This is a genomic window from Bacillus cereus group sp. BfR-BA-01350, from assembly GCF_022663775.1.
Taxonomy (GTDB): Bacteria; Bacillota; Bacilli; order Bacillales; family Bacillaceae_G; genus Bacillus_A; species Bacillus_A paranthracis.
Map to the genome: position 1 here is coordinate 202,815 of NZ_JAKUGD010000008.1, position 23,036 is coordinate 225,850.

A 23,036-nucleotide genomic window follows, 5' to 3' on the forward strand; every position below is an offset into this window, starting at 1 on the left:
TTATCCCGTCGGTAAAAATCCGAGAATAGTTTCAATTACAACCGTCAAAATAGGGATCGCCATAACGAGAATTAAAATCTTTCCAGCTAATTCAATTTTCGAAGCGATTGCCCCCTGCCCTGCATCCTTTGTAATTTGCGCTCCAAACTCAGCGATATAAGCAATCCCAATAATTTTCAGTAACGTTTCTACATATACGTTGCTAACTTTCGCTTCACTCGCTACTCTCTCAATCATTTGTAAAATAGCGTGAATTTGATCGATTAAAAGAAGAAACATTACGCTACCTACGAACACAATAAATAATGACGTAATGCTAGATTTATGCTGATTCAATACAGCCGCTAAAAACGTAGCAACGAGGCCTAATCCGACAATTTGTATAATCTCGATTCGAACCGCCCCCTTTACTGGAAGAGAAAGACACTTTTAATCTTGTCGAATAGTGTATTAATTAAAAATGCGACATGAAATAAAATAACGACAAAACCGACGAGGATAACCCAATTTGCAATATCCTCACGCTTTAATTCTTTTAGTACAGTATGAATGAAAGCTAAAACAATGCCGATTCCGGCGATTTGAAATATTAATCCAACATCAATGGACATCGCCTTTCTCCCCCCTATAGCAGTAAAATTACGATAAGTAGCCCCGCTAGTACTCCTAAGCTCTTAATCATCTTTTCATATTGCAGCTGTAATGCTTTCGCTTCTTCTTCCTCTCTCTCTAAATGTGTAATACATAACCGAATATGTTTTTGTTGTGATTCACGATCATGTTGTCCGAGCGTTTCACCAAATTGCTGCAAAATCTCATACTCGGTTTGTTGAAATGCTGTTAGCTTCCAATTTTCTTTCAAGCTATCTATCCAAGCTTCTCTTACTGTTTGTTCTCCGCTTTCTAGCCTGCTAGCGAAACTTTGAAATATCCAATTTAACGGCTTCGGCATTTGTTTTACTAATCGCTCAGCGGCTTCAGACAAAGGTGTATGCCCGTACATAATTTCTGCCTCTAGTGATTGAAGTGCCGCTTTTAATAATCTAAGTTGCCTTGGCCTCTCACTATATCTTTTAGCGTATGAAAACCCGAAGAAGGTGCTGACCGCAACGATTAACACTGCACCAAATATTTTCACCATACGCCCTCAGCCTTTCCATGAGATAATACCGATTTCCCATTCTTATCTTTCACTTGCATAACTGTTCCTGGCCCTCTTGCTTTTGACAATTCCACAAACCTATCAAAAATGCCGAGCTCTAGCACTGCCTTTAGTGATGGGCGTTTCACAACATCATCATAAGAAAAGCCATGTGCGCTTATAAAAAGCTGAACCCCTGCATGTACTGCCTCCATAATTGCTTCACTATCTTCTTTACGACCAATTTCATCCACAATTAATATATCTGGGCTCATAGAACGAATCATCATCATCATTCCTTCAGCTTTTGGACATGCGTCTAACACATCTACTCGTGTGCCAAAATCATACTGCGGAATTCCTTTCACGCAGCCAGCAATTTCTGACCGTTCATCAACGATCCCTACTTTACACGAAGGTATTTTCGAAGCACTTACACCTTGACTCATGCAACGTGCTACATCTCTTAAAAGTGTTGTTTTCCCCGTTTGCGGCGGGCCAATTACCATCGTGTTTAACCATCGTGATTCATACAAATAGGGCAAAAGCGGTTCAGCAATTCCTATTTTTTGGCGAGCAATACGAATATTAAAGGAAGAGACATCTCGGATCATTTTCACTGCGCTTTTTTCTGTAATGACTTTCCCTGCTAAGCCGATTCTGTGACCTCCTCGGAGTGTCACATACCCACGCTTTAATTCCTCTTCCATCGTATAAATTGAGAATTGACTTAATTTATTCAATAAGTAAATAGCATCCTCTGCTGTAACGATATAGTCATAAAAAAACACTTCACCATGAGCAATACACTCTAGCGGTCTTCCAATTCGAACACGGATTTCCTCTAGAGCATCGTACTGCTTACAACTTTCCACTAACTGCTTCATCGTTTTCGGTAAAACTTCTAATACTTCTTTCATCAGCTTCTCCCCACTATACCTGGCTTACTTATTTCAACAACGCGATAAAAATGCAGCCAATTCCAAGCGCTAGAAAAAAGAGTTTCAAAAAAGAAATCTCACTTGCCACACTCGCTATACCTATTGTCATTGTTAAAATTAATACGGTCGGTCCAACAAACGCCAACATACCATTTATAAACAATGCTTTCTTCGCATCATTCACATAAAGCATGAGCAAAGCGGCGAATATTTCCGCGCTACCTGAAAACAACCGAAGTAACCCCATTACAAGCACGGACGTTTCCATTGCCGCTAGCCACTGTTTCATTCTCCCACCTTCTCCCATAACGGTTACTAGTGCTGCACTCCAAAAAGAATATATTTGTACAACCATATGCAGAGGTTGTCTATTTCAGAAGTAAAAACATAATTTTTCTCTATCGTCTTTATCTAGTCTGAATATTCTTATTTTTTATGGTATATTATGGTATATTTAATTTAAAAGGGGTATAGACGATGCAACACGTTACCTTAGTACCACTCGACTTACGCTATGCAAATGTGATTTTTAAGCTATCCAGTGATTCACATGTAAAAAACGCTTTAGGAATAAAGGTAGAAAAAATCGAAGATACGAAAGCATTCCTTCTTTTCGCAATAGAAGAAGAGCGCCAAAAGAGGTCTTTATCGAGAATGATTGTAAATGAAGAAAACGAAATAATCGGTCTCACCACACTTAAACATATTAATTACGAGAAGAAACAATCTCACATTGGCAGCTGGCTCGGCTATCCATACTGGGGAAAAGGATATAATGAGGCTGCAAAAAAAGAAATTTTTAAGATTGCTTTTTTAGACTTACAACTTTCCTATGTATTTGCTGGTGCTAAAACGAATAATATTCGCTCTTTAAAAGCACAAGAAAAACTACCTTATATTTCATTGCATGTGGAAAACAAATTTCCAGACGAACACGCTGCACTAGAGAAAGAAGTAAGGTCACCTTGCTCTCTGCACGTCGTGTCACGTGAAAAATTTTTAAAATGGTTGGAATTACAGAATGAGGAGGAGAAAATATGAAGGTATTAAAAATTAGTTTAACAGTTGTAGTAGAATTAGCTCTTATTTATCTTTTTTCATTACTGGTCGGCTGGTCATTTATGGAGGCCTTTTTCCTTGGTAGTTTAGCGATATTCGGGGCAATTTGGCTCGTTGCTTTAAATATAAGCCAAAATAACAACATTGATCACACTATATATAAAACAGGTACAGTAAAACCTTTTCAAATGACATGGGGTCCTTACACAACAGGTGCTGCTAGTCTTACAGCTTTCAGTTTTATAATAACTACTATTTATTATTTGCCCTATTTTCTATAAAAAAGCACTCGTGATAATCACGAGTGCTTTTCTACTATGCACGAGAAACGTATTTACCTTCACCAGTGTTGATGATAAGTGTTTCACCTTCGTTAATGAAGATTGGTACTTGTACAACAAGGCCAGTTTCTAATGTAGCTGGTTTTGTTACGTTAGAAGCAGTATCACCTTTAATACCTGGCTCTGTTTCTGTAACTTGTAATTCAACTGTGTTTGGAAGTTCAACACCAAGTACTTCGCCTTGGTAAGTCATAATAGATACTTCCATGTTTTCTTTTAGGAATTTAAGCTCGCGCTCGATTTGTTTTTCACCAAGTTCGATTTGCTCATAAGTTCCGTTATCCATAAATACGTGAGACTCACCGCTTGCGTATAAGTATTGCATACGACGGTTTTCGATGTGTGCTTTTTCTACTTTCTCACCAGCACGGAATGTTTTCTCTTGAACAGAACCTGTGCGAAGGTTACGTAGTTTAGAACGAACGAATGCAGCACCTTTACCTGGCTTTACGTGTTGGAAATCAAGTACTTGCCAAAGGCCATTATCCACTGCAATTGTTAAACCTGTACGAAAATCGTTTACTGAAATCATGTAAAAAAATCCTCCTGTGTATTACAAAATAATAAGTTCTTTTGGTGATTTCGTAATTACTTCATTACCTTCACTTGTCACAATGATATCATCTTCAATACGTACGCCGCCAATACCTGGAATATAAATACCTGGCTCTACTGTTACAGCCATACCTGGTTCAAGTACTGTATCAGAACGGAATGCTAAACCTGGTGCTTCATGGATTTCAAGACCGATTCCATGACCAGTAGAATGTCCGAAGTATTCACCGTATCCTTTTTCCGTTATGTAATCACGCGTTAACGCATCCGCTTCACGGCCAGTTAAACCAGCTTTAATACCGTTCACACCACGTAATTGTGCTTCTAAAACGATATTATAAATTTCTTTCAATTTATCAGATGGTTCACCAACTGCAATCGTACGAGTAATATCAGAGCAATATCCTTTGTAATAAGCGCCGAAGTCTAATGTAACGAAATCTCCTGTTTCTATCACTTTTTCAGATGCCACGCCGTGCGGTAATGCCGAACGAAGACCTGAAGCAACGATAATATCAAACGAAGAAGATGTTGCTCCTTGTTTTCTCATGAAAAATTCAAGTTCATTTGACACTTCAATTTCAGATACTCCCGGGCGAATGAATGATAGAATATGTTCAAAGGCAGCATCTGCAATCTGTGCAGCTTCCTTTAATATCTTAATCTCTGAATCAGTCTTTATCAAGCGTAACTTTTCTACAAGCCCAGAAGTTGGGATAAATTCAGCATCGATCGCTTCTTTATGAGCTGAATAAGAACTATATGTAAGAGTATCTTGCTCAAAGCCAAGCTTTTGAATTCCTAATTCTTTCACTTGCTTTGCAACTTCATCGATAATTAATCCCGCATGCTGTACAATCTCGTATCCAACCGCTTGTTTACTAGCCTGCTCTACGTAACGGAAATCTGTAATAAATCGAGCATGTTTTTTCGAAATCAGTACAACACCAGCTGTTCCTGTGAAGTTAGCCATATATCTACGACTATGTTCATTTGTTAACAAAATACCGTCAATACCAGCCTCATCAAATGCACTTCTTAATCTTTCGATTTTCTCCATTATTTTATGCCTCCCTCAATTTCTCCATTAATGCAAATAACGCTAACTTATAGCCATAAAAACCAAATCCAACAATTTGTCCCGCACAAACAGCTGCCGTCACAGATTCGTGACGGAACGACTCACGCTGGTGAATGTTAGAAATATGTACTTCAATAACAGGAATCGAAATGCTCGCAATTGCATCTCGAATCGCATAGCTATAATGCGTAAATGCTCCAGGATTTAAAATGATCCCTTCATATATATCTTCCGCCTCATGAATACGATCGATAATCGCACCTTCATGATTCGATTGGAAACATTCTAACTCCACTCCCATTGTTTCTGCTTCTTGCTTCATATCTGCTTCAAGTGTCGCTAGCGTGCCCTTTCCATATACATTTACCTCTCTGACACCGAGGCGATTTAGGTTAGGACCGTTTACGAGGAGTACCTTTTTCATATGCTTAAAACTCCTTAATATTAAATGTCTATACAACATTTTAACATAGGAGTTACTTGTTTGAATAGTTTGTCTTCTCTCCCCCTTCTCGCTCGGCCTTATTGGTATTTACTGCGTAAGAAACAGAGTATGCTATAAATACACCATACAATATAAAAATGCATATTGTCGTCACAATTGTTTCTTTCGGTAAATGGAGTGCACTTTTAATAGCAGGCGCTATTAACCCCATTCCGAAAAATAGTAACGCCCACCAAAATAGACCATAAATCATCCCCGGAAGAATTCCTTCAAACTTTGCCAAAAACGCTTTATATAAAAAGGCAATTAAAATCGAGAGTAGTGCCATACAAACAATTCCTGACACATTGCCCCATACCCCTTCTTTCCAGCTTCCAAAGGCAAATGGTAATAATAAATAGTTCGGTCCCGCTTCCGTAAATGAAAATATATGAAGGAAATACCATATCCCTCCCCAAAAGAGTCCACCAAATAAACCAATTTGTACAAAATTCCTTGTTCCTAATTGTTCTTGACTCACATCGACACCTCCGCTCAATAGTATGCCCGAAACTATTTTGAACCATGTTTAAATACTGCGAAATTTGTCTATAAAAAGAATAAGAAATGTCCGACTCTCGTAACATTTTTCCTTGTCATATACTTGTATTTGTCGATAAAATAAAGGAAACTCGGTGATTGTCTTATTTCAAAATGACAGAACCCAGTATGACAATTGCCTCTTTTTCTACATAAGAGAGAAACAAATACAGGTTGGTGTTAACATGGCAGAAGAGTCAAAACAAATATATGGCGGGCAAGCAGTCATAGAAGGAGTTATGTTTGGCGGTAGAGAATATACTGTTACAGCGGTTCGTCGTAAAGATAAATCGATTGAATTTTATCGATTACCACGCGTTCGTAATAAAGCATTATCTATCCTAAAAAAAATTCCATTTTTACGAGGGATTGCCGCTATTGTGGATGCAAGCGCGAACGGGGCAAAACATTTAAACTTTGCTTCAGAACGATTTGATGTTCACCCAGAAGAAGACGAACAAATTGCAAATAAAAAAGAAGAACAATCGAAGTTAACGATGGTATTAGGAGTTGCAGCAGTTGGCGTTTTATCTTTCATATTCGGTAAAGTCATTTTCACAGCAGTTCCTGCATTACTAGCTGAATTAACGAGACCGATTTTCCCATCTCATACAGGGCAAATCATTGTCGAAAGTGTCATTAAGCTCATGTTATTATTGAGCTATATATACTTTATTTCTTTAACGCCACTCATTAAGCGGGTATTTCAGTACCATGGTGCGGAGCATAAAGTAATTAATGCCTATGAGAATAATCTTTCATTGACTGTAGAAAATGTTCAAAAACAAACTCGCCTTCATTATCGTTGTGGCAGTAGCTTCATTATATTTACAGTCATTATTGGAATGTTTGTTTATTTCCTTGTCCCTACAGATCCACTTTGGGCCAGAGTGTTAAACCGAATTTTATTAATTCCAGTCGTTCTCGGTATTTCTTTTGAAGTGTTACAATTTACGAATCGATTACGCGATATTCCAGTATTACGCATACTTGGATATCCCGGATTATGGCTACAACTATTAACAACGAAAGAACCAACAGATGATCAAGTGGAAGTAGCCATTGCATCGTTTGAAGAATTATTACGTTTAGAAAACAAACAATGATTATTTAAAAATGGTGTTCAACTCCTTTCCTCATCGTTAATATACTAATTTTAATATATGTTTTTAGGAGGTGTTCCTTATGAACGGTCGTTCGTTTACTTTCGCTATATTTGTGCTTATTATCGGATTAGCAATATTCGGCCTTGTTTCATCTGTCATTACAGATCCAATGGGAGTGTTAAGAAATATTGGTATCATGTTGGCTGTCGTTGGTATCTTTTATTTACTCTACAAAATGTTTACAAACTCTAGCGGTTCAGCAAATTCGCAAAGCTCATATAAGCGCGCTGCAAAACAATCGAGCCGCAAGCATGGGAAACAAAATGTAGCACCCCTAAGCAATTCTTTCTTTAAATCAAACGCTTCTAATGACAAAGGGAAAAAAGGGAATCTTTCTTCTTTAAAGCGAAAAAGAAAACAATCTCATTTAACTGTCATTGAAGGTAAAAAAAACAAAAAGAAAGACCGTGCTTCCTTTTAGGAAATACGGTCTTTCTTTATATTTTGCAGTACTTCTTTCAAGCTTTTATCTTTCATACTTTCAATTCGAAGATGATGATTTACAAATGGTAAATTACGTGTCACATCATTCGGTACAACAACGCACGTTAATCCCGCTGCAATCGCTGCTTTTAATCCGTTTAACGAGTCTTCAAATACAACCGCTTCAGACGAATCTATCCCTAAATCTTCTATTGCTACTCGGTAAAGTGCTGGATCTGGTTTTACCTTCTCAACATCTTCTCTCGTTTTAATGACTTCAAAATAATCTCGAATTTGTAGTTCTTCCAAAAAAGGAATAACCCATTCTCTAGAGGAACTGGAAGCTAATGCGATTTTTAATCCCATTTCTTTCGCTTCTTCTAAGTATTCTTTTACCCCGTCACGAGCTTCTGGTATTTTCATTTTCTCTTTATGTAAATTTTTCACTTTTTCTTTTAATGCATACTTATCAAACTTCTCTTTTAACTGCTCATTTAAATATTCATACAGTACATCGTCTGTCGTTCCAATACATTTTGCAAATTCCTCTAAAGGTAAATCTCCACCGTACTCACGAACGGCGTCTCTGAAAGAGTGAAACCATATTGTTTCTGTATCCACAATTAATCCATCAAAATCAAAAATAATTGCTTTCATCATTCTCCCATCCTTTTCGATTGAAATAAAAAAGGAAACGACGTACGTTCCCCTTAATTACTTTTCTCTTCATTTGCTTTTTGAACGCCACGAAGTGTTTCCACTCGAACCTCATCTTGTTCAAAGTATTGCACTAAATCACCAATGCGATCAATTGCTTCCCAGCTTAAATGATGTTCAATTCCTTCTACATCATTGTAAATCTTACTTTCATCCACACCGATAATACGCATAAATTGCTCTAACAATTCATGACGATATACGAGACGTTCTCCGATTTTTTTACCTTTTGATGTTAATACAAGCCCTCTATATTTTTCATAAATTAGATATTCATCTTTGTCTAATTTTTGCACCATTTTTGTTACAGAGGATGGATGTACACTAAGCGCTTCAGCAATATCAGATACGCGGGCATAACCCTTTTCATCAATCAACAAATAAATTTGTTCAATATAATCTTCCATACTAGGGGTAGGCATCGGTTTCCTCCATCCAATTTCATTTTGCTCATTCCGTACGAAGCAATCAATAAAATGATACACCAGAAAGAATAACGTGACAAGTTGAAAACAAGCCTAAATATATAAAACAAAAAAGAATCTGTATTTGTATACAGACTCCTCTTAAGTAAAGTATTGTATTTCTGCATCAGGAAAAAACTCATATATATAGCCTCTTATCGTTTCTTCCAATACTTCCGCATCATCTTTTTTATATACGTATTTCCCGATGCCGTACCGTCCCCATTTATATTTACGCTTCTCTTCATCCATTTCAAGCTTCGTACTCGGATAACGCTCCTGAATGACCTTTTTGGCTGGTTTTGTAAAGCGATGTTGAATTAATTCAAATGTTAAATTCGGTATGGACAAATCTTTTAGTGCATTGTACAGTCGTTCAAATAATTCACGGTATCCTTCTTCCCATCCTTCATGCATATAAAGTGGCGCAACTATAAAACCAAGTGGATAATCAGCGCCTGCTACTTTACGTGCTGCTTCAATACGATCTTCAAAGGGTGACGTCCCCGGCTCAAAATTTTTAATTACATACCGTGAATTAATACTAAACCTAAAACGAGTTTTCCCATTATGTTTTGCATCTAACAAATGATCAACGTGCGAATATTTCGTAACGAAACGTAAACGCCCATGCTCACTTTCTCCAATGAATTCAATCGCGCGCTTTAATGCATGTGTTAAATGATCGATCCCAACGATATCTGATGTACAAGCAGCTTCAAACCTTGTGATTTCAGGTGCTCTTTCATCCATATATTGCTGTGCCTTCTCAAATATTTCATCAAGATTCACATACACGCGAACGTAAGGCTTACTCCCAAGTGTCGTTTGCAAGTAACAATAATGACAATGTCCCATACATCCTGTTGCAAGCGGAATTGCATATTCAGCTGACGGTTTTGACGTATCAAACTTTAATGTCTTCCTCACCCCAACGACAAGCGTTGCTTTTGCATTACGATACTTTTGCAAATCATTTTCACCCGGCAAATTTCGAATTTGATTATGGGATGTCGTTTCACGAATCTCTAGTCCCATCTTCGTAAACTTCTCATATAGCTCTTTTCCAAGTGGATATTCAAGTGCCTTCGGTTCAAAGTAAACGAGTTTTGGCATAAATGGTTTCATACGCTTCCCTCCTCTCGTTAGTATGGGAAACGTTTAAAAATTAACACGCATTAAAGTTTTCCACTTCAGTAACTTGCGTTGCAAGTTACTGAATGTTATAATTTGGATAACAGCTACCTTGCACAGCAAGTTACCTGAGTAAAAGGTGGTGAAATCATGCACAGCCAAATGTTAAAAGGTGTACTCGAAGGTTGTATCCTGTACATCATTTCACAAGAAGAAGTGTACGGATATGAACTGAGTACAAAATTAAATAAACACGGATTTACATTCGTAAGCGAAGGAAGCATATATCCGTTATTGTTACGTATGCAAAAAGAAAAATTGATTGAAGGAACATTAAAAGCCTCCTCACTTGGTCCAAAGAGAAAATATTATCACGTAACTGATAAAGGATTAGAACAGCTTGAAGAATTTAAACAAAGCTGGGGAATGGTTTCAACTACGGTGAACAATTTATTACAGGGGGAGTGATGAGGATGAAAGCGAAAGATTTAATCGAACTAAATAATGAAAAGCGTAAATTATTAACTACAGAAAATGAAAACGCCTATAGCGACATGTTAATATACATCCGCTTAGCTAAAGTGCCAGAATACCATGCGGAAGAATTGCTAATTGAAATTCTAGATCACCTTATTGAAGGGCAGCAAGAAGAAAAAAATGCTTATGATATTTTCGGCGATGACTTACAGGCATACTGCGACGAACTAATTGCTGCCCTACCTAAGCCAAGTTTATGGGAACAATTATCGATTCCTTTATTTATAACTAGTTATTTATTAGCAATATATTTTGCTGTTTCTTCCGTAATTGCATTGGTATTTCCCTTATTTTCAAATGAAGCACGTTTTAAATTTGTACACATCGATTTCATTTATCTGCTTGCATTTATATTGTCCGTACATCTTATGATACGTTTTGTTTTCGATTTTATAAATACTGATTTATTTAAAAATAAAACAACTATTTGGAGGCATATTGGAGGATTTTTCATACGCCATAGCCTATGGATATTATTAATCGGTATTTCCTTTTTATTTATTAAACAGCCCTATACTACATTACAAATCTCACCTTGGATTGGCGCTTTACTGGCTATCTCTTGCTATGCACTATACAAAATCTTCTTCAAAAGAGAATATTTAGACTTTAAAAAGGAGTAACGCTACGATGACCGAAAAAGAAATGGTTCAGTTAAACAATGAAAAAAGAAAGTTATTAACAGCTCAAAACGAAGCTGCTTATGGTGATATGCTTATTTATTTACGCCTTACTAGCGTTCCACAAAAACAAATGGAAGAATTACTTTTAGAAATATTGGATCATCTTTTAGAAGCGCAAGAAGACGGTAAAACTGCACATGACATTTTCGGAGAAGATTTAAAAGCGTACTGCGATGAATTAATTAAGTCTTCGGAACATCAAAATTCTTTCCAACAAGCTGCCGTTATTGGGTTTGCAGTTAGTTTATTATTAGCTGTTCAAATTGGATACGATACATTCACTACTCTTATGCAAAAATTATTTTCAAATACAAACACTTCAGGAATTCCATTTAGTATTCCTGGAACAATATTATCTGCTATTGTTTTAGCAATTGGCGCTTTCATAACTTTTTCTTTATTCAGACGTTTTTCTTTTACAATAATGGTTTCCTGGAAACAAAAAGTACTCCTCTTATTATCAGTATTTATACCTTTTATCTTATCAGTTTTTTCAAACGTATTTTTCAAAACACGACCATACTTATTTTATAATTTGTCTATTTTGCAAGGTGCCCTTGTTACACTTTCTTTTTATATTTTATACAAATTTTTATATAAAACATCTAAATTTTAACAGCCCTTCAAAAGGCTGTTTTTCTTCTGTCTAATTTTACAAATTGAAAAATTTCATAAAGAAAATAAGAAAAATGCAAAATAATTAAAGTTAATTGTTGACGTGATGCTTTTATTATCGGTATCATAAATCTTCGTGAGCAATTATTTTTCGTTATACGATTTTTTTATTATTACTGAATTTTTGAGAGGAGAAATTAGATGTCAGTTAAGAAGAAAACGCAAGTACGCACCGGCAAAATGGTACGTGAACTAATGTTAGCAGACGAAGATGTAAATGCTTCGCTAATTATGGTATATAGTGAAAACGGTGTAAACGCAGAAATTAAAATCGAGGGCTTAACGCCGAAATGTAACGAAGAATTATTTTTGAGCGGAAACGTGGATTGGAACAAGAGTGTTATTTATAAAATTGTTGATTTCACTGGAAACGCTGAAGTTGGTAAAGTTACATTAACAGCGATGAACAAAAATAATGTTTCTCTAGAAATAGAACGCGTTATGTGGAGTAAAGAAAATAAAGAGGCTGCTGAACAAGAAGAAACAGTTGTAGAAGCTACTCCGAAAAAAGAAGTAATTGTAGAAGCTCCAAAAGCAGTTACACCTGCTCCAAAGTCTGTTACACGTGTGGAAACACCTGCTATAGCACCAACACCTAAGCCTACTCCGGCACCGAAGCCAGTAAGTGTAGAAGCAGCTGTGGAATTATCTACTCCAGCACCTGTGAAACGAGAAGCACCAACTCCGGTTACAAAGCAAGAGACAGCACCGGTCGCGCCTGCAAAACCGAAGCAACCTGCTTTGACTGAAACAAATTCAAAACTACAAGAAAATTATGTGAAACTCGTGAAAAAGACAATTGAAGTTTGTCAAGATTACGAGCTTGGCATCGACATAGATGATTCTATTGAAGGCTTAAAAGAAGAACTACAAAGCCAAGGTATTAGCGTTACATTTGACAAAGAAATTATGGACGTTGTAAATCGCCTTCGTTCTTTACAAGATAAAGGAATCAAAGTAGAAAAAGTACTTAATTTACTATAAAAAAATAAGAGGCGGCAATTGCCACCTCTTATTTTTTATAATTCCATTCTTTACTTTCATACTTTTCTTTTGCTAATGTTTGCACTTCACGTAATTGTTCTTCTGTTAATTCATACGGAACAAGCTCTACATCTAATCCTTTTTCAAACCCAACCTCAAACGCTTTAATTAACTGCTCGATTGTAAACGTACGGTCTGTTAATTCATTAATTGCTACCGCTTTAGAAGAGAACATACTCTTCATACGTTCTTTCACACGTTCATTCGGGAATAAAAACAGATCATATAACTCATCTAAATCTATTTCTAATGGAATCGACCCGTGCTGTAAAATAACACCTTTTTGACGTGTTTGCGCACTACCTGCGATTTTTCTTCCTTCTACTACAATTTCATACCAAGACGGTGCATCAAAACATACGCCTGAGCGTGGATTTTTCAAATTTTCACGATCTGCTTCTGTTTTTGGAACTGCATAATACGCTTCTAACCCTAATGCTTTAAAACCATCTAATAAACCTTGCGAAATAACACGATACGCTTCTGTAACTGTTTTTGGCATATTTGGATGATCTTCAGACACAATAACACTGTACGTTAATTCTTTATCATGTAGTACACCCCTGCCGCCTGTTTGACGACGAACGAATCCATATTTCTTTTCGTTAACTACATCCATATTAATATCTTTTTCAACACGTTGGAAATACCCGACTGTTAATGTTGGTACTTCCCATTCGTAAAAACGAATGGTTGGTGGCATTTTCTTTTCACTTTGCCAATTTAATAAACATTCATCTAACGCCATATTAAATGCCGGTGAACATTGACCAGAGTTAATATAACACCATTTTTCTTTTCCCATCCTGCACCTCATATAACCAATTATTTTTCACATTCTCTAGTCTACCAAATTCGACAAAATTTGTGAAAGAATACGAAATTTCTTCTTATATACAAATGAATCTGTTGCATAAATACATACGGGCATTATAATATTGAAAGTAGGATAAGAAAAAAGGGAGCGATAGAATCGTGTCAACAACTTGGATTATTTTATTAGCCGTAATCGTAGCGTTCATCGGTTACACTGTATGGATGTATTTCTATCAGAAGAAATTAATTACAACACTTTCAGAAGAAGAGTTTCGCGCTGGCTACCGTAAAGCACAGCTTATCGATATTCGCGAAGCAGACGAATATACTGCAGGGCATATTTTAGGCGCACGTAACATTCCGTTATCACAAATTCGCCTTCGTCATAAAGAACTTCGTAAAGATCAACCAGTTTACTTATACTGCCAAAGCGGATTCCGTACTGGTCGTGCGGCTCAATACTTAAAGAAACAAGGCTACAAAGATTTCTACCAATTACAAGGTGGATTTAAAACGTGGACTGGAAAAATTAAAAAGAAATAATAACATACAAAAACTAGCTGAATAATTCAGCTAGTTTTTTCATTCCATATTATTTGCAATGTATACTAAATTTTTCTTAATCACATCTTTATCATTTTCTTGTGCATTACGATACAGCAGCTGATATTCAAGTCCTTTCTCTTTCCATATAAGCGCAGCAAATTCGTCTCCTCGCTCGGAGTCATCCTTATTTTTAAAATAAGCGAATGCTCCATTATTCAATTTCATTTGTTCTTGAAATCGTTTCTCTTCCACAAGATCTGGAAAACTATAAGGAAAGTTCGCAACATTTAACTCAATATACTCATTTCTACCTGGATCCTGCTGTTTATATTTAATCATTAAGACAGCGTTCTTTTTTCCAATCGTTCTGACTTCTCCCTTCACATCACTCGTAATGTCATACGGTAAAAACGTCGGAACTTTAAATTTCACTGGAAAATATTCCGAAAGCTCCTTCAGCGGAATTGGATCCGTAACACGATCCATAGCTCCCCCTGTTGTTCCAACAAATTGCTTTTCTTCTTGCATCGTGTGCTGAAACGAACATGAACTTAGCACTAGACTAGAAAACAAGAAACAAATGATTCCTTTTTTCAATTTGTTTCCGCCCTTTCATACCGCTATCTTTATGAACCATGTGTTTATATGCTATTCATATTCGCCTCATTAACAAACTCCCCTTTGAAAACTTTCCAGGTTATTCTCACACATTTTGACAAAACTTTTTTGCAAACAAAAAAGACCCCTGTCATTCTTACGCCCAAGTGAAAAGGTTACGCGAATAAAAAGAAGTCTTATTCATACCATAGTTTGTGAAAAGCTTTTCAGGTCAAGATTTTTTCTTTCTTATTATTTTCCCTTTATAATAAGAGGAAGAGGTGATACATATGGCCAATATAAAACAAATTGCAAAAACCGCTGGTGTATCCATATCAACTGTTTCTCGTGTCCTGAATAATCACCCTTACGTAAAAGAAGAAAAACGTAAGCGTGTTCTAGATGCTGTTGAAGAATTGAACTATGCCAAAAATATAAATGCTATTCATTTAATAAAGGGAAAAACATATACGATCGGTGTTATGCTCCCTTTCATTAACCTTCCATACTTCAGTACCATTATTGAAGGAATCGGTAACGAAGCGTTAGCAGCTGGCTATCACATTAATTTATGTCAAACGAATTACGATAGTATTGAAGAAATTCGTGTTCTGGAAATGATGAAAATGAAACAATTCGACGGGATGATTATTTGCTCTCGAACGAGTTCATGGGAACAAATTGAACCTTTTGCAAAATTTGCTCCTATTATTTCATGCGAAAAAATGAACCACCCTCTCATTTCATCTGTCTACGTAGATCATTATGAAGGCTTCCGTCTCGGCACCGCCTATTTACTCAAGAAAGGCCATGAAAAAATCGGAATTTGTTTAGCAAGAAAAACGAGCGCAAATTCTATGGAGCGCGAAAAGGCGTTTGCTGATACACTTCGTAAGGAAGGCAAAACGTTACATCCCGAATGGATTTTTCATCAATGCTATACAATGCAAGACGGTGCACAATTACTCCATCGTATTGTAAACATGAAAAATCGTCCAACCGCTATTTTTACAGCGAACGATCAAGTTGCAGCAGGTTTATTAACAGAGGCTCGAAAGCAAGGTCTTCGAGTACCCGAAGATCTTGCTATCCTCGGATTTGATAATCATGAAATTTCAAAGGCGTTAGAAATTTCAACAATTGAACATCCCGGTCTCGAAATGGGCTCACATGCGTTTTCTTTATTCCATAAACAAATCCAAAGCGAGCAAATTATCGGGAACGCAAAAGAGCTTTCATTCCATTTAATTGAACGAGATACTGTCTAATAAGAGCGTTACCTATAGCGCTCTTTTTCAGCTCTTCACCTATTGACTTTATATTTTCACTCGCATATAATGAACCTAACGAACGGTAGGTAGGGGATGAAAATGACAGCAAACCGCATTAAAGCTGTAGCACTTTCTCATTTCGCACGCTACGGCTACGAAGGAACTTCATTAGCAAATATTGCTCAAGAAGTCGGGATTAAAAAACCATCAATTTACGCACACTTTAAAGGAAAAGAAGAGCTATATTTTATATGCTTAGAATCCGCTCTTCAAAAAGATTTACAGAGCTTCACAGGCGATATCGAAAAGTTTTCAAATTCGTCTACTGAAGAATTGCTCTTACAATTACTAAAGGGCTATGCAAAACGATTTGGTGAAAGTGAAGAATCAATGTTTTGGTTACGAACTTCTTATTTTCCGCCTGATGCATTTCGCGAACAAATTATTAATAAAGCAAATGTACACATTGAAAACGTCGGAAAACTTTTATTCCCTGTATTTAAAAGAGCAAACGAACGAGATGAGTTGCATAACATTGAAGTAAAAGACGCCTTAGAGGCTTTTCTATGCTTACTTGACGGTCTTATGGTTGAACTACTATACGCAGGTTTAAATCGTTTTGAGACACGTTTAGACGCTTCTTGGAAAGTATTCTGGCGTGGACTTTCAAACTGACGGATTGCTCCTTTGCAATGCGTCGTTTTTAAGCCCTTCACCTAACGACTGGTAGGAAGGAGAAATGACATATGGCATGGATTTATGTAATCTTAGCTGGTATTATTGAAATCTTTTGGGTAATTGGATTAAAACACGCGGAGGCTCCACTTGAATGGGCTGGTGTTGCGTTATTAATTACAATTAGTTTCGTCTTATTATTTAGAGCTTATAAAGATTTACCTGTTGGTACTGTATACGCAGTCTTCACTGGAATTGGAGCTGGTGGAATCGTTCTTACAGAAATTTTCGTTTTCGGAGAGCCATTCTCTATCGTAAAAGTATTATTAATTGGTTTAATCTTCTTTGGCGTAATTGGTTTAAAACGAGTAACAGAAGAAAAAGAAGCGAAGGAGGCCGCATAAAATGGCTTGGGTATTTTTAATTCTAGCTGGTATTTGTGAAATTATTGGTGTACTCTTTATGAAAGTAGCCACTGAAAAGAAAGGCTGGGCACCAAAAGTTATTTTAATCGCTAACTTCGGCGTAAGCTTCTTCTTCTTATCCCTTGCGATGAACACATTACCGATGGGAACTTCTTACGCGATTTGGACTGGAATCGGAACTGCCGGAAGTGCACTTCTAGGCATCCTTATTTTCCGCGAATCAGCGGATTGGCGTCGTCTTGCTTTCTTAAGCTGCATTCTATGCGGCGCTGTTGGCTTAAAACTATTGAGCTAACGTGAGGTGAATGTCATGTGGAAAGAAAAAGGGAAGCAACTGTTAGCATGGATCACACTTGGTATCGGCATTCTATTACAAATAAGTTTTCATATAATAGAATGGTTGTTTCATAAAGTAGTATCCATTCTCACATTCCTTCCTAACATGACACTTGAAATGATATCAATCGTTTGGTCCATTATTTCCTCCATTGCAATCGTCATTATATGGAGTATCGCCAAGCTATGGAATAAATTATTTAAAAAGGACAGTACTTCTGAAAAAGAGTAACTGTCCTTTTTTACGTCTATTTAGATTTTCTATAAAAATTTGATGCGATAAGACAAAACAGGCCAATTATAGCAACGCTCATACCAACCCCTTTATGCAAACTAGGAAATAGCGGTGGTATATCTGAATAAACATTTGCTAATATGAGACCAATTGAAACGAAAAGTACCCCTATTCTATATAACCATTTTCTTTTGCTCATCATTCTCCCCTCCTAAAATTTTTCATACACTCCTTTCTTTTGGACATACTACCTAAAAAAGGAGTGAATAATATGCAAAATTCCGTACATAAGCAAATCCTATTTTTATTTTTCCTCTTTCTTATTCTCGTTATCGTTTTCAGCTTTATATTACATACCCCAAAAGATGTTATACCGAGTAACCTCTCTGTTTATAAACTCTTACTTTCATATTGTCGTTATTGAAGAAGGTGCCTTGTATAGGGCATCTTTTAAAATTCTCTCTTCTCATACAATTTCACTGAAACGAAAACAGATGCTATGAACATGCATATCGAACTAATGAATAACACGCTGTTATATAGTTGAATTTGTTCCATACTGATTTCAAAGAACATAGTACCAATTGCTGTTGGTGCTATTAGTATGAAAAGTGTAATAAAAGAAGCCTTTTTATACCCAAACCAAAACAATATCGGTAATACAATGCTTAAATATATAAAAACAAAGCCAGAAATCGTAATTACTGTTGTCGTTATAAATTCAAAAGTTCCATCTTCAAATCGATTGATTACTATAGGACTAGACACTATCATACTTATAATAAAAAGAATAAGTGCCATTATGTATTTAGCTAACACAATTTGCTTTCTCGCTAGCGGTAAACTATTTACTATTACTTCACTATTATATTTTTTATCGTCATTAAATGTTTTTAAAATTGCTATTACTGGAATTATAGCTGACATAATTATATAAAAACTTTTCATGTCTAATAATGTCATATACATGAAAAGAGGGTAGATTAAGTGCCATATTAAATACTTCCATTGTACGATAAAGTCTTTTATTATAAGTTGCTTCACAATCGCTCCCTCCTTATAAATCACGCTCATTATATAAATTAATTGAGAGTAACATGGAGATCATATACAAAATAAGAAGTCCAGCAATAAAACAAACATTTACGACTAAACTCGTGCTCCAAGCATTCTCTACATCTAGCCATTCACTACTTACAATAACTCCACTTAATCCACCAACTATAATTCCCATAAAATAAGCAGCCTGTTTCGAACTGCTATGTTCTACCGAAAATTCAATTGGTAGTACGATCATGCTATAAACCAATCCTCCCGTTATTCCGCCAAGAATCTCTCCCCACAGCATAAATCCAGTTATATGTTCATTTTGCAACTGAATTAGACCAACTAAAAGTGAGAAAATCACACCTAAAAGAACTAAAATGCTTACAAATACGTATTTTGCTACGATAATGTCTTTACGATCAAACGGTAAACTATTTAATATTTTTTCACTCTTACTTCTAGCCTCATAACTCGTCGACCATATCGTTCCAAGGATAGGTATAGATATGCTAAGCTTCAAAAGAAAATTGTCGCTACCAAAATCAACAATTATAAGGAAAAGCAAACATATAAAACTAATAAATCCCAACTTTCTTTGTAACATCATGTCTTTTAAAACTAGTTGCTTGATCATGTATTACACCTCACTAAACTCATTCCTTAACATCAATTATTCGTTTTTGTATAAGACAAGGCATAAGTATTAAAGCTCTCTCTTTTTGAAACTCACAATAGCTACAAACATTGAAGCTACATAACTTATACACGCGCCTATACTTAAAACACTTACAACTAATAGCACATTTGAAGTTCGAAAAACCATTAACATAAGCCTTTCATCCGTAAATATATTGCACATAAATCCTAGTAAACCTATTATAGGAAAAAGCATAACTAATCCCAGCATAGTAACCGTTCGCTTATCCTCACTATATTTTATGGGAAGGATCATAACAGCATACAGAACAGAAAAGAAAATGGCTATAAATGCTGCATACCAAGGAATATTTATATTTTCTTTTAATACAAATACAGGTAGTACAAAGAAAATGAATGTAATGATTAAGCTGAATGCCATAAAAAATAGTGTCGATATGTATTTCGCAATGACAATATCTTTTCTAGTAAAAGGTAGACTTACTAATATTTTTTCCGTACTATTTTTCTCTTCATTTGATAAAGAGATTGAAATCATCAAAAGACATATAGCAAAACAAACATACGCCATTTGAAATGGCTCTATAGAGTTTTGGAATGCTCCGTATATTGGTAAGATCAAATAGATAAGAAACATTTTTCTTTGTAAGAAAAACTCCTTCAAAATTAATTGCTGCATACAGTTCCCCCCTACAAATCACGTGCTCCATAAATTTTAATTGTAAGAAACATAGAAGCGATATAAATACTAACTAATGTAATGAATCCAACTACAAATACACCAATATGTAATGGATTCACAATCCACTCAATGAATGATGCCGTAGCGCTTTCTCCGTCACCAATAAACACTCCAACAATAATACCTATTCCAGCGGCTCCACCTGTAAATATTCCACGTACTATTTTTGATTTTGTCCCGTAATAACTCGGGAATAATGCTGTAATATAAACTAAAGAATATACACCACCTCTGACTACTACATACCAAGGAATTTCAATATATAAATTGGGATGATAAACTCCAATATCACCAATGACAGCGATACCTCTTATAAGAAAAACAACTAGCGTAGTAGAAATCATGCCACCTACAATAAATATTACACCCGAAATATATCTAGCAATAATGATATCCTTTCGTCCAACAGGTAAACTATTTATAATAACATCACTTTTATTTTTTTCATCCATCGCTATTAGTATCATAGAAGATGATATCGTTATGAGTAAGCAACTCATTGGAAACAACAATTCACCATCTGGATCTAATCAAAAGAGAACAAGGGGCATAATAAAATACACTAACCACATAACCCGAAAAAAGAATAAATCTTTATAGATTAGCTGACGCATAGGCACTTCTCCCTTTCGCGGTGTAAACGATAATATCATCTAATGTAGGCTTTTCTAGTACAACCTCATTTCCAAACCAGTCAATAATTGCTTGTTTATCCTTCGCTAAACCTTCAAAACCAAATTTATTTTTTCGTAATCCAACAAATAGTTCTTTTCCTTCTCGATCTAATAAATCATTACTTCCTTTTACGATTACGTAGTTCTCCATCAAGTCTTCTTTTTCACCAGTAAATATAATTTCTCCATCGTTGATAAACGTAATATAATCTGCAATGCGCTCTAAATCTGTTGTAATGTGCGTTGAGAATAATACCGATACTTCATCTTCCATTACAATTTCTTGCAACATATCAAGTAATTCACTTCGAACAACTGGATCTAATCCTGCTGTTGGTTCATCCATGATGATAAATTCTGCGTGGTGCGAGAGCGCGATGGCAATCGCAAATTTCATTTTCATTCCTTTTGATAATTCTTTAATTTTTTTATACTTCGGAACTTGCAATCTATGCATATACGATTGATACTGCTCTTCATCCCACTTTTTATATAACGGTGCAATAATACGCTTCATTTGCTCACACGTTAAATCTTCGTAATAATGATTTTCATCATATACAAAGCCGATATTTTGCTTTATTTCCTTTTCGGCTTTCTTGTTGTCCTTGCCAAAAATTTTTATATCGCCGCTATCTTTTCTAATTAAATTCATAATCATTTTGATCGTCGTACTTTTCCCGGCCCCGTTCGGTCCGACAAATCCCATAATATATCCGCGTGGTAATGTAAAACTTATATTTTTTACTGCAAAATCTTCATAACTTTTACATACGTTTTTTAACTCTAACATCTCTTATTCCCCCTCATATAAACACGCAATCATCTGCTGTAATTCTTCAAGTGAAAGCTGTAACGCTTTACTTTCATTTACAATCTCTTCCGCTTTACTTTCCAATAGACGAAGCCTTTGTTCTTTTAATAGTTCATTATTTTTACGTGAAACATAAGTCCCCTTCCCAGCAACAGTTTCTATATATCCTTCTTTCTCAAGCTCCTCGTACGCACGCTTCGTTGTAATGACACTAATTTGCAATTCCTTCGCTAAGCTACGAATAGACGGTAATTGGTCTCCACCCTTTAAACCACCATTTAAAATAAGCTGGCTTAATTGTTTTCTTATTTGCACATAAATAGGGTCTTGGGAAGAATTCGAAATAATAATATTCATGTTTTCCTCCAGTGTGTGTATATACTGTATATACCTTATATATACAGTATATACACAGTATCCTATTTTTGGCAAGAAAAAAAGACCAACATTTTCCTGTTGGTCTTTCGTATATGTATCACTTTTCAAAGCGATCTAACATCTCGTCTCTCATTCCGAAACTTACTACTGCAATTCCTATATACATAAACAGAAGGAATGCCGGATGAACTGTGTTGTACCAGCTGCTATCAACAATTAAATAAATCGTTAATGCCACAACAAGAACAAACGCTAAGATAAACATATAAAAGTGTCTTGTACTACCCATGATAAACTCCTTTCTTCTCACTTCACCATTCAACAGTTTATTTTATCGAATAATTCGATATGACTCAAGGTTAACTTTCTGTTATGTAATCAAGTTCCACCTTTACAATGTCCTCACATGCTATTGAAATGATTGTTCCTTGTTTATCAATCGCCGTCACTTCTCTATTATCCATTACACGATTCGCTACTCTTTCTAATACTTTCCCTTGGTCTCGATAGCAAAATTCTTTTACATCTTTAATTGTTTCTCCATTTTCTAGATGGTATACCATTCTATAACATCGATATCCCACACTTTCACCCCCGTCTTGCTCGTTTTTTCACATATACATAAAAATGAGTAATTTTTGCCTCATCACATCTTCTTAATTTCAATAAAATTCTAACAAAAATAAATACTTTTATCAAACTGACTTTTTCAACAAAACTACCTATAAAACTACACCTTTACACCATTAGGAAACAAAAAATATAATTTTTTAACATTTTCTTCACTATTTCTGCACAAATTCTCCATACAAAAAAAGAACCCGCCGCAGCGAGTTCT

36 protein-coding genes and 1 pseudogene are annotated in these 23,036 nt (G+C 35.8%); 14 read left to right on the top strand and 23 right to left on the bottom strand.

From position 1 onward, the window contains the following. The 5 genes from spoIIIAD to MR147_RS18530 are packed head-to-tail and all read right to left on the bottom strand — an operon-like array spanning window position 1 to window position 2,371. On the bottom strand, window positions 1-384 hold the full coding sequence (spoIIIAD, locus tag MR147_RS18510; protein WP_077317075.1) for a stage III sporulation protein AD: 384 nt from the start codon (window positions 382-384) through the stop codon (window positions 1-3). A 23-nt stretch (window positions 385-407) separates the two neighbouring features. Further along, complete coding sequence (gene spoIIIAC / locus MR147_RS18515) at window positions 408-611, bottom strand: stage III sporulation protein AC (RefSeq protein ID WP_000020914.1); 204 nt, start codon at window positions 609-611, stop codon at window positions 408-410. 14 nt (window positions 612-625) lie between these two features. After that, complete coding sequence (gene spoIIIAB, locus MR147_RS18520; RefSeq protein ID WP_000238697.1) at window positions 626-1,141, bottom strand: stage III sporulation protein SpoIIIAB; 516 nt, start codon at window positions 1,139-1,141, stop codon at window positions 626-628. Then, on the bottom strand, window positions 1,135-2,061 hold the full coding sequence (gene spoIIIAA / locus MR147_RS18525) for a stage III sporulation protein AA (RefSeq protein ID WP_074607142.1): 927 nt from the start codon (window positions 2,059-2,061) through the stop codon (window positions 1,135-1,137). Before spoIIIAA ends, spoIIIAB begins: the two co-directional genes overlap by 7 nt. A gap of 28 nt (window positions 2,062-2,089) precedes the next feature. Beyond that, a complete protein-coding gene (locus tag MR147_RS18530; RefSeq protein WP_000816054.1) occupies window positions 2,090-2,371 on the bottom strand; it encodes a YqhV family protein in 282 nt (93 codons plus the stop codon). A gap of 188 nt (window positions 2,372-2,559) precedes the next feature. Here MR147_RS18530 and MR147_RS18535 point away from each other — a divergent pair. Both MR147_RS18535 and MR147_RS18540 read left to right on the top strand, forming a co-directional pair. Continuing rightward, window positions 2,560-3,139, top strand: a pseudogene (locus MR147_RS18535) (GNAT family N-acetyltransferase). Further along, a complete protein-coding gene (locus MR147_RS18540; RefSeq protein ID WP_074607140.1) occupies window positions 3,120-3,422 on the top strand; it encodes a hypothetical protein in 303 nt (100 codons plus the stop codon). The pseudogene MR147_RS18535 and the gene MR147_RS18540 overlap by 20 nt, the downstream one beginning before the upstream one ends. 34 nt (window positions 3,423-3,456) lie before the next feature. Here the strand turns inward: MR147_RS18540 and efp are convergent, their stop codons facing one another. Genes efp through MR147_RS18560 form a run of 4 tightly spaced genes read right to left on the bottom strand, consistent with a single transcriptional unit; the run spans window position 3,457 to window position 6,083 of the window. After that, on the bottom strand, window positions 3,457-4,014 hold the full coding sequence (gene efp, locus MR147_RS18545) for an elongation factor P (RefSeq protein ID WP_000626512.1): 558 nt from the start codon (window positions 4,012-4,014) through the stop codon (window positions 3,457-3,459). A 21-nt stretch (window positions 4,015-4,035) separates the two neighbouring features. Then, window positions 4,036-5,097 (bottom strand): Xaa-Pro dipeptidase, encoded by a 1,062-nt coding sequence (gene pepQ / locus MR147_RS18550; RefSeq protein WP_000411043.1) that lies wholly within the window; start codon window positions 5,095-5,097, stop codon window positions 4,036-4,038. A 4-nt stretch (window positions 5,098-5,101) separates the two neighbouring features. After that, window positions 5,102-5,542, bottom strand: a complete 441-nt coding sequence (gene aroQ, locus MR147_RS18555; RefSeq protein ID WP_000757087.1) for a type II 3-dehydroquinate dehydratase — start codon at window positions 5,540-5,542, stop codon at window positions 5,102-5,104. A gap of 52 nt (window positions 5,543-5,594) precedes the next feature. Then, window positions 5,595-6,083 (bottom strand): YqhR family membrane protein, encoded by a 489-nt coding sequence (locus MR147_RS18560; RefSeq protein WP_139302739.1) that lies wholly within the window; start codon window positions 6,081-6,083, stop codon window positions 5,595-5,597. A 244-nt stretch (window positions 6,084-6,327) separates the two neighbouring features. On the opposite strand from MR147_RS18560, the gene MR147_RS18565 reads away from it, so the two are divergent. Together MR147_RS18565 and MR147_RS18570 are read left to right on the top strand one after the other, a co-directional pair. After that, window positions 6,328-7,248: a DUF1385 domain-containing protein gene (locus MR147_RS18565; RefSeq protein ID WP_000797109.1), complete on the top strand. Its 921-nt coding sequence runs from the start codon at window positions 6,328-6,330 to the stop codon at window positions 7,246-7,248. Window positions 7,249-7,327: 79 nt separating this feature from the next. Continuing rightward, window positions 7,328-7,729: an SA1362 family protein gene (locus MR147_RS18570; RefSeq protein ID WP_001014446.1), complete on the top strand. Its 402-nt coding sequence runs from the start codon at window positions 7,328-7,330 to the stop codon at window positions 7,727-7,729. Here the strand turns inward: MR147_RS18570 and MR147_RS18575 are convergent. From MR147_RS18575 to splB, 3 genes are all read right to left on the bottom strand, one after another. Then, on the bottom strand, window positions 7,726-8,388 hold the full coding sequence (locus tag MR147_RS18575; RefSeq protein ID WP_139302738.1) for an HAD family hydrolase: 663 nt from the start codon (window positions 8,386-8,388) through the stop codon (window positions 7,726-7,728). The genes MR147_RS18570 and MR147_RS18575 overlap by 4 nt on opposite strands. A 53-nt stretch (window positions 8,389-8,441) precedes the next feature. Continuing rightward, the gene (gene mntR, locus MR147_RS18580) at window positions 8,442-8,870 is read right to left on the bottom strand and encodes a transcriptional regulator MntR (protein ID WP_001143076.1); all 429 of its coding nucleotides are present in this window, start codon (window positions 8,868-8,870) and stop codon (window positions 8,442-8,444) included. A 144-nt stretch (window positions 8,871-9,014) separates the two neighbouring features. Continuing rightward, window positions 9,015-10,040 carry a spore photoproduct lyase gene (splB, locus tag MR147_RS18585; RefSeq protein WP_074607136.1) on the bottom strand — a complete coding sequence of 342 codons (1,026 nt, stop codon included), beginning with the start codon at window positions 10,038-10,040 and terminating at the stop codon, window positions 9,015-9,017. Window positions 10,041-10,196: 156 nt separating this feature from the next. Here splB and MR147_RS18590 point away from each other — a divergent pair, with 156 nt between their 5' ends. From MR147_RS18590 to MR147_RS18605, 4 genes are all read left to right on the top strand, one after another. Then, window positions 10,197-10,514 carry a PadR family transcriptional regulator gene (locus tag MR147_RS18590; RefSeq protein WP_000556083.1) on the top strand — a complete coding sequence of 106 codons (318 nt, stop codon included), beginning with the start codon at window positions 10,197-10,199 and terminating at the stop codon, window positions 10,512-10,514. A 5-nt stretch (window positions 10,515-10,519) separates the two neighbouring features. Next, window positions 10,520-11,206, top strand: coding sequence for a DUF1129 family protein (locus MR147_RS18595; RefSeq protein ID WP_062923522.1), 687 nt, complete (start codon window positions 10,520-10,522; stop codon window positions 11,204-11,206). Window positions 11,207-11,213: 7 nt separating this feature from the next. After that, window positions 11,214-11,882 carry a DUF1129 family protein gene (locus tag MR147_RS18600; protein ID WP_074607134.1) on the top strand — a complete coding sequence of 223 codons (669 nt, stop codon included), beginning with the start codon at window positions 11,214-11,216 and terminating at the stop codon, window positions 11,880-11,882. Between the two features lie 200 nt (window positions 11,883-12,082). Beyond that, window positions 12,083-12,925 carry a hypothetical protein gene (locus tag MR147_RS18605; RefSeq protein WP_074607133.1) on the top strand — a complete coding sequence of 281 codons (843 nt, stop codon included), beginning with the start codon at window positions 12,083-12,085 and terminating at the stop codon, window positions 12,923-12,925. Between the two features lie 28 nt (window positions 12,926-12,953). On the opposite strand, the gene MR147_RS18610 is transcribed toward MR147_RS18605, so the two are convergent. After that, window positions 12,954-13,790 carry a lipoate--protein ligase family protein gene (locus MR147_RS18610; protein WP_000514083.1) on the bottom strand — a complete coding sequence of 279 codons (837 nt, stop codon included), beginning with the start codon at window positions 13,788-13,790 and terminating at the stop codon, window positions 12,954-12,956. Window positions 13,791-13,960: 170 nt separating this feature from the next. Here MR147_RS18610 and MR147_RS18615 point away from each other — a divergent pair, with 170 nt between their 5' ends. Then, window positions 13,961-14,344, top strand: coding sequence for a rhodanese-like domain-containing protein (locus tag MR147_RS18615; protein ID WP_000108655.1), 384 nt, complete (start codon window positions 13,961-13,963; stop codon window positions 14,342-14,344). Window positions 14,345-14,383: 39 nt separating this feature from the next. Here the strand turns inward: MR147_RS18615 and MR147_RS18620 are convergent, their stop codons facing one another. Further along, window positions 14,384-14,920: a DNA polymerase III subunit delta gene (locus tag MR147_RS18620; protein ID WP_139302743.1), complete on the bottom strand. Its 537-nt coding sequence runs from the start codon at window positions 14,918-14,920 to the stop codon at window positions 14,384-14,386. Window positions 14,921-15,234: 314 nt separating this feature from the next. Between MR147_RS18620 and MR147_RS18625 the strand changes: the two genes are divergently transcribed. The 5 genes from MR147_RS18625 to MR147_RS18645 all read left to right on the top strand — a co-directional run bounded on the left by MR147_RS18625 (window position 15,235) and on the right by MR147_RS18645 (window position 17,883). Further along, window positions 15,235-16,212 (top strand): LacI family DNA-binding transcriptional regulator, encoded by a 978-nt coding sequence (locus MR147_RS18625; RefSeq protein WP_001273964.1) that lies wholly within the window; start codon window positions 15,235-15,237, stop codon window positions 16,210-16,212. 96 nt (window positions 16,213-16,308) lie between these two features. Next, complete coding sequence (locus MR147_RS18630) at window positions 16,309-16,890, top strand: TetR/AcrR family transcriptional regulator (RefSeq protein ID WP_074607129.1); 582 nt, start codon at window positions 16,309-16,311, stop codon at window positions 16,888-16,890. A gap of 71 nt (window positions 16,891-16,961) precedes the next feature. Continuing rightward, window positions 16,962-17,294, top strand: coding sequence for a DMT family transporter (locus tag MR147_RS18635; RefSeq protein WP_000312349.1), 333 nt, complete (start codon window positions 16,962-16,964; stop codon window positions 17,292-17,294). A 1-nt stretch (window position 17,295) separates the two neighbouring features. Continuing rightward, window positions 17,296-17,610: a DMT family transporter gene (locus MR147_RS18640; RefSeq protein WP_074607127.1), complete on the top strand. Its 315-nt coding sequence runs from the start codon at window positions 17,296-17,298 to the stop codon at window positions 17,608-17,610. A gap of 15 nt (window positions 17,611-17,625) precedes the next feature. Beyond that, complete coding sequence (locus MR147_RS18645) at window positions 17,626-17,883, top strand: DUF3975 family protein (RefSeq protein WP_074607125.1); 258 nt, start codon at window positions 17,626-17,628, stop codon at window positions 17,881-17,883. A 16-nt stretch (window positions 17,884-17,899) separates the two neighbouring features. On the opposite strand, the gene MR147_RS18650 is transcribed toward MR147_RS18645, so the two are convergent. The 9 genes from MR147_RS18650 to MR147_RS18690 form a co-directional block, all read right to left on the bottom strand. Next, window positions 17,900-18,085, bottom strand: a complete 186-nt coding sequence (locus tag MR147_RS18650) for a hypothetical protein (RefSeq protein WP_139302737.1) — start codon at window positions 18,083-18,085, stop codon at window positions 17,900-17,902. 251 nt (window positions 18,086-18,336) lie between these two features. Then, window positions 18,337-18,930 carry an ABC-2 transporter permease gene (locus MR147_RS18655; RefSeq protein ID WP_074607120.1) on the bottom strand — a complete coding sequence of 198 codons (594 nt, stop codon included), beginning with the start codon at window positions 18,928-18,930 and terminating at the stop codon, window positions 18,337-18,339. 13 nt (window positions 18,931-18,943) lie between these two features. After that, window positions 18,944-19,567: an ABC-2 transporter permease gene (locus MR147_RS18660; protein WP_074607118.1), complete on the bottom strand. Its 624-nt coding sequence runs from the start codon at window positions 19,565-19,567 to the stop codon at window positions 18,944-18,946. Window positions 19,568-19,636: 69 nt separating this feature from the next. Then, complete coding sequence (locus MR147_RS18665) at window positions 19,637-20,269, bottom strand: ABC-2 transporter permease (RefSeq protein ID WP_046946787.1); 633 nt, start codon at window positions 20,267-20,269, stop codon at window positions 19,637-19,639. Window positions 20,270-20,280: 11 nt separating this feature from the next. Next, on the bottom strand, window positions 20,281-20,844 hold the full coding sequence (locus MR147_RS18670; RefSeq protein ID WP_270794441.1) for an ABC-2 transporter permease: 564 nt from the start codon (window positions 20,842-20,844) through the stop codon (window positions 20,281-20,283). 82 nt (window positions 20,845-20,926) lie between these two features. Beyond that, the gene (locus MR147_RS18675; protein WP_074607116.1) at window positions 20,927-21,799 is read right to left on the bottom strand and encodes an ABC transporter ATP-binding protein; all 873 of its coding nucleotides are present in this window, start codon (window positions 21,797-21,799) and stop codon (window positions 20,927-20,929) included. Window positions 21,800-21,802: 3 nt separating this feature from the next. Next, on the bottom strand, window positions 21,803-22,177 hold the full coding sequence (locus tag MR147_RS18680; protein WP_001021352.1) for a GntR family transcriptional regulator: 375 nt from the start codon (window positions 22,175-22,177) through the stop codon (window positions 21,803-21,805). 118 nt (window positions 22,178-22,295) lie between these two features. Continuing rightward, the gene (locus MR147_RS18685) at window positions 22,296-22,487 is read right to left on the bottom strand and encodes a hypothetical protein (protein ID WP_000535933.1); all 192 of its coding nucleotides are present in this window, start codon (window positions 22,485-22,487) and stop codon (window positions 22,296-22,298) included. A gap of 70 nt (window positions 22,488-22,557) precedes the next feature. Next, a complete protein-coding gene (locus MR147_RS18690) occupies window positions 22,558-22,761 on the bottom strand; it encodes a DUF3929 family protein (RefSeq protein WP_000262496.1) in 204 nt (67 codons plus the stop codon). Window positions 22,762-23,036 lie beyond the last annotated feature (275 nt).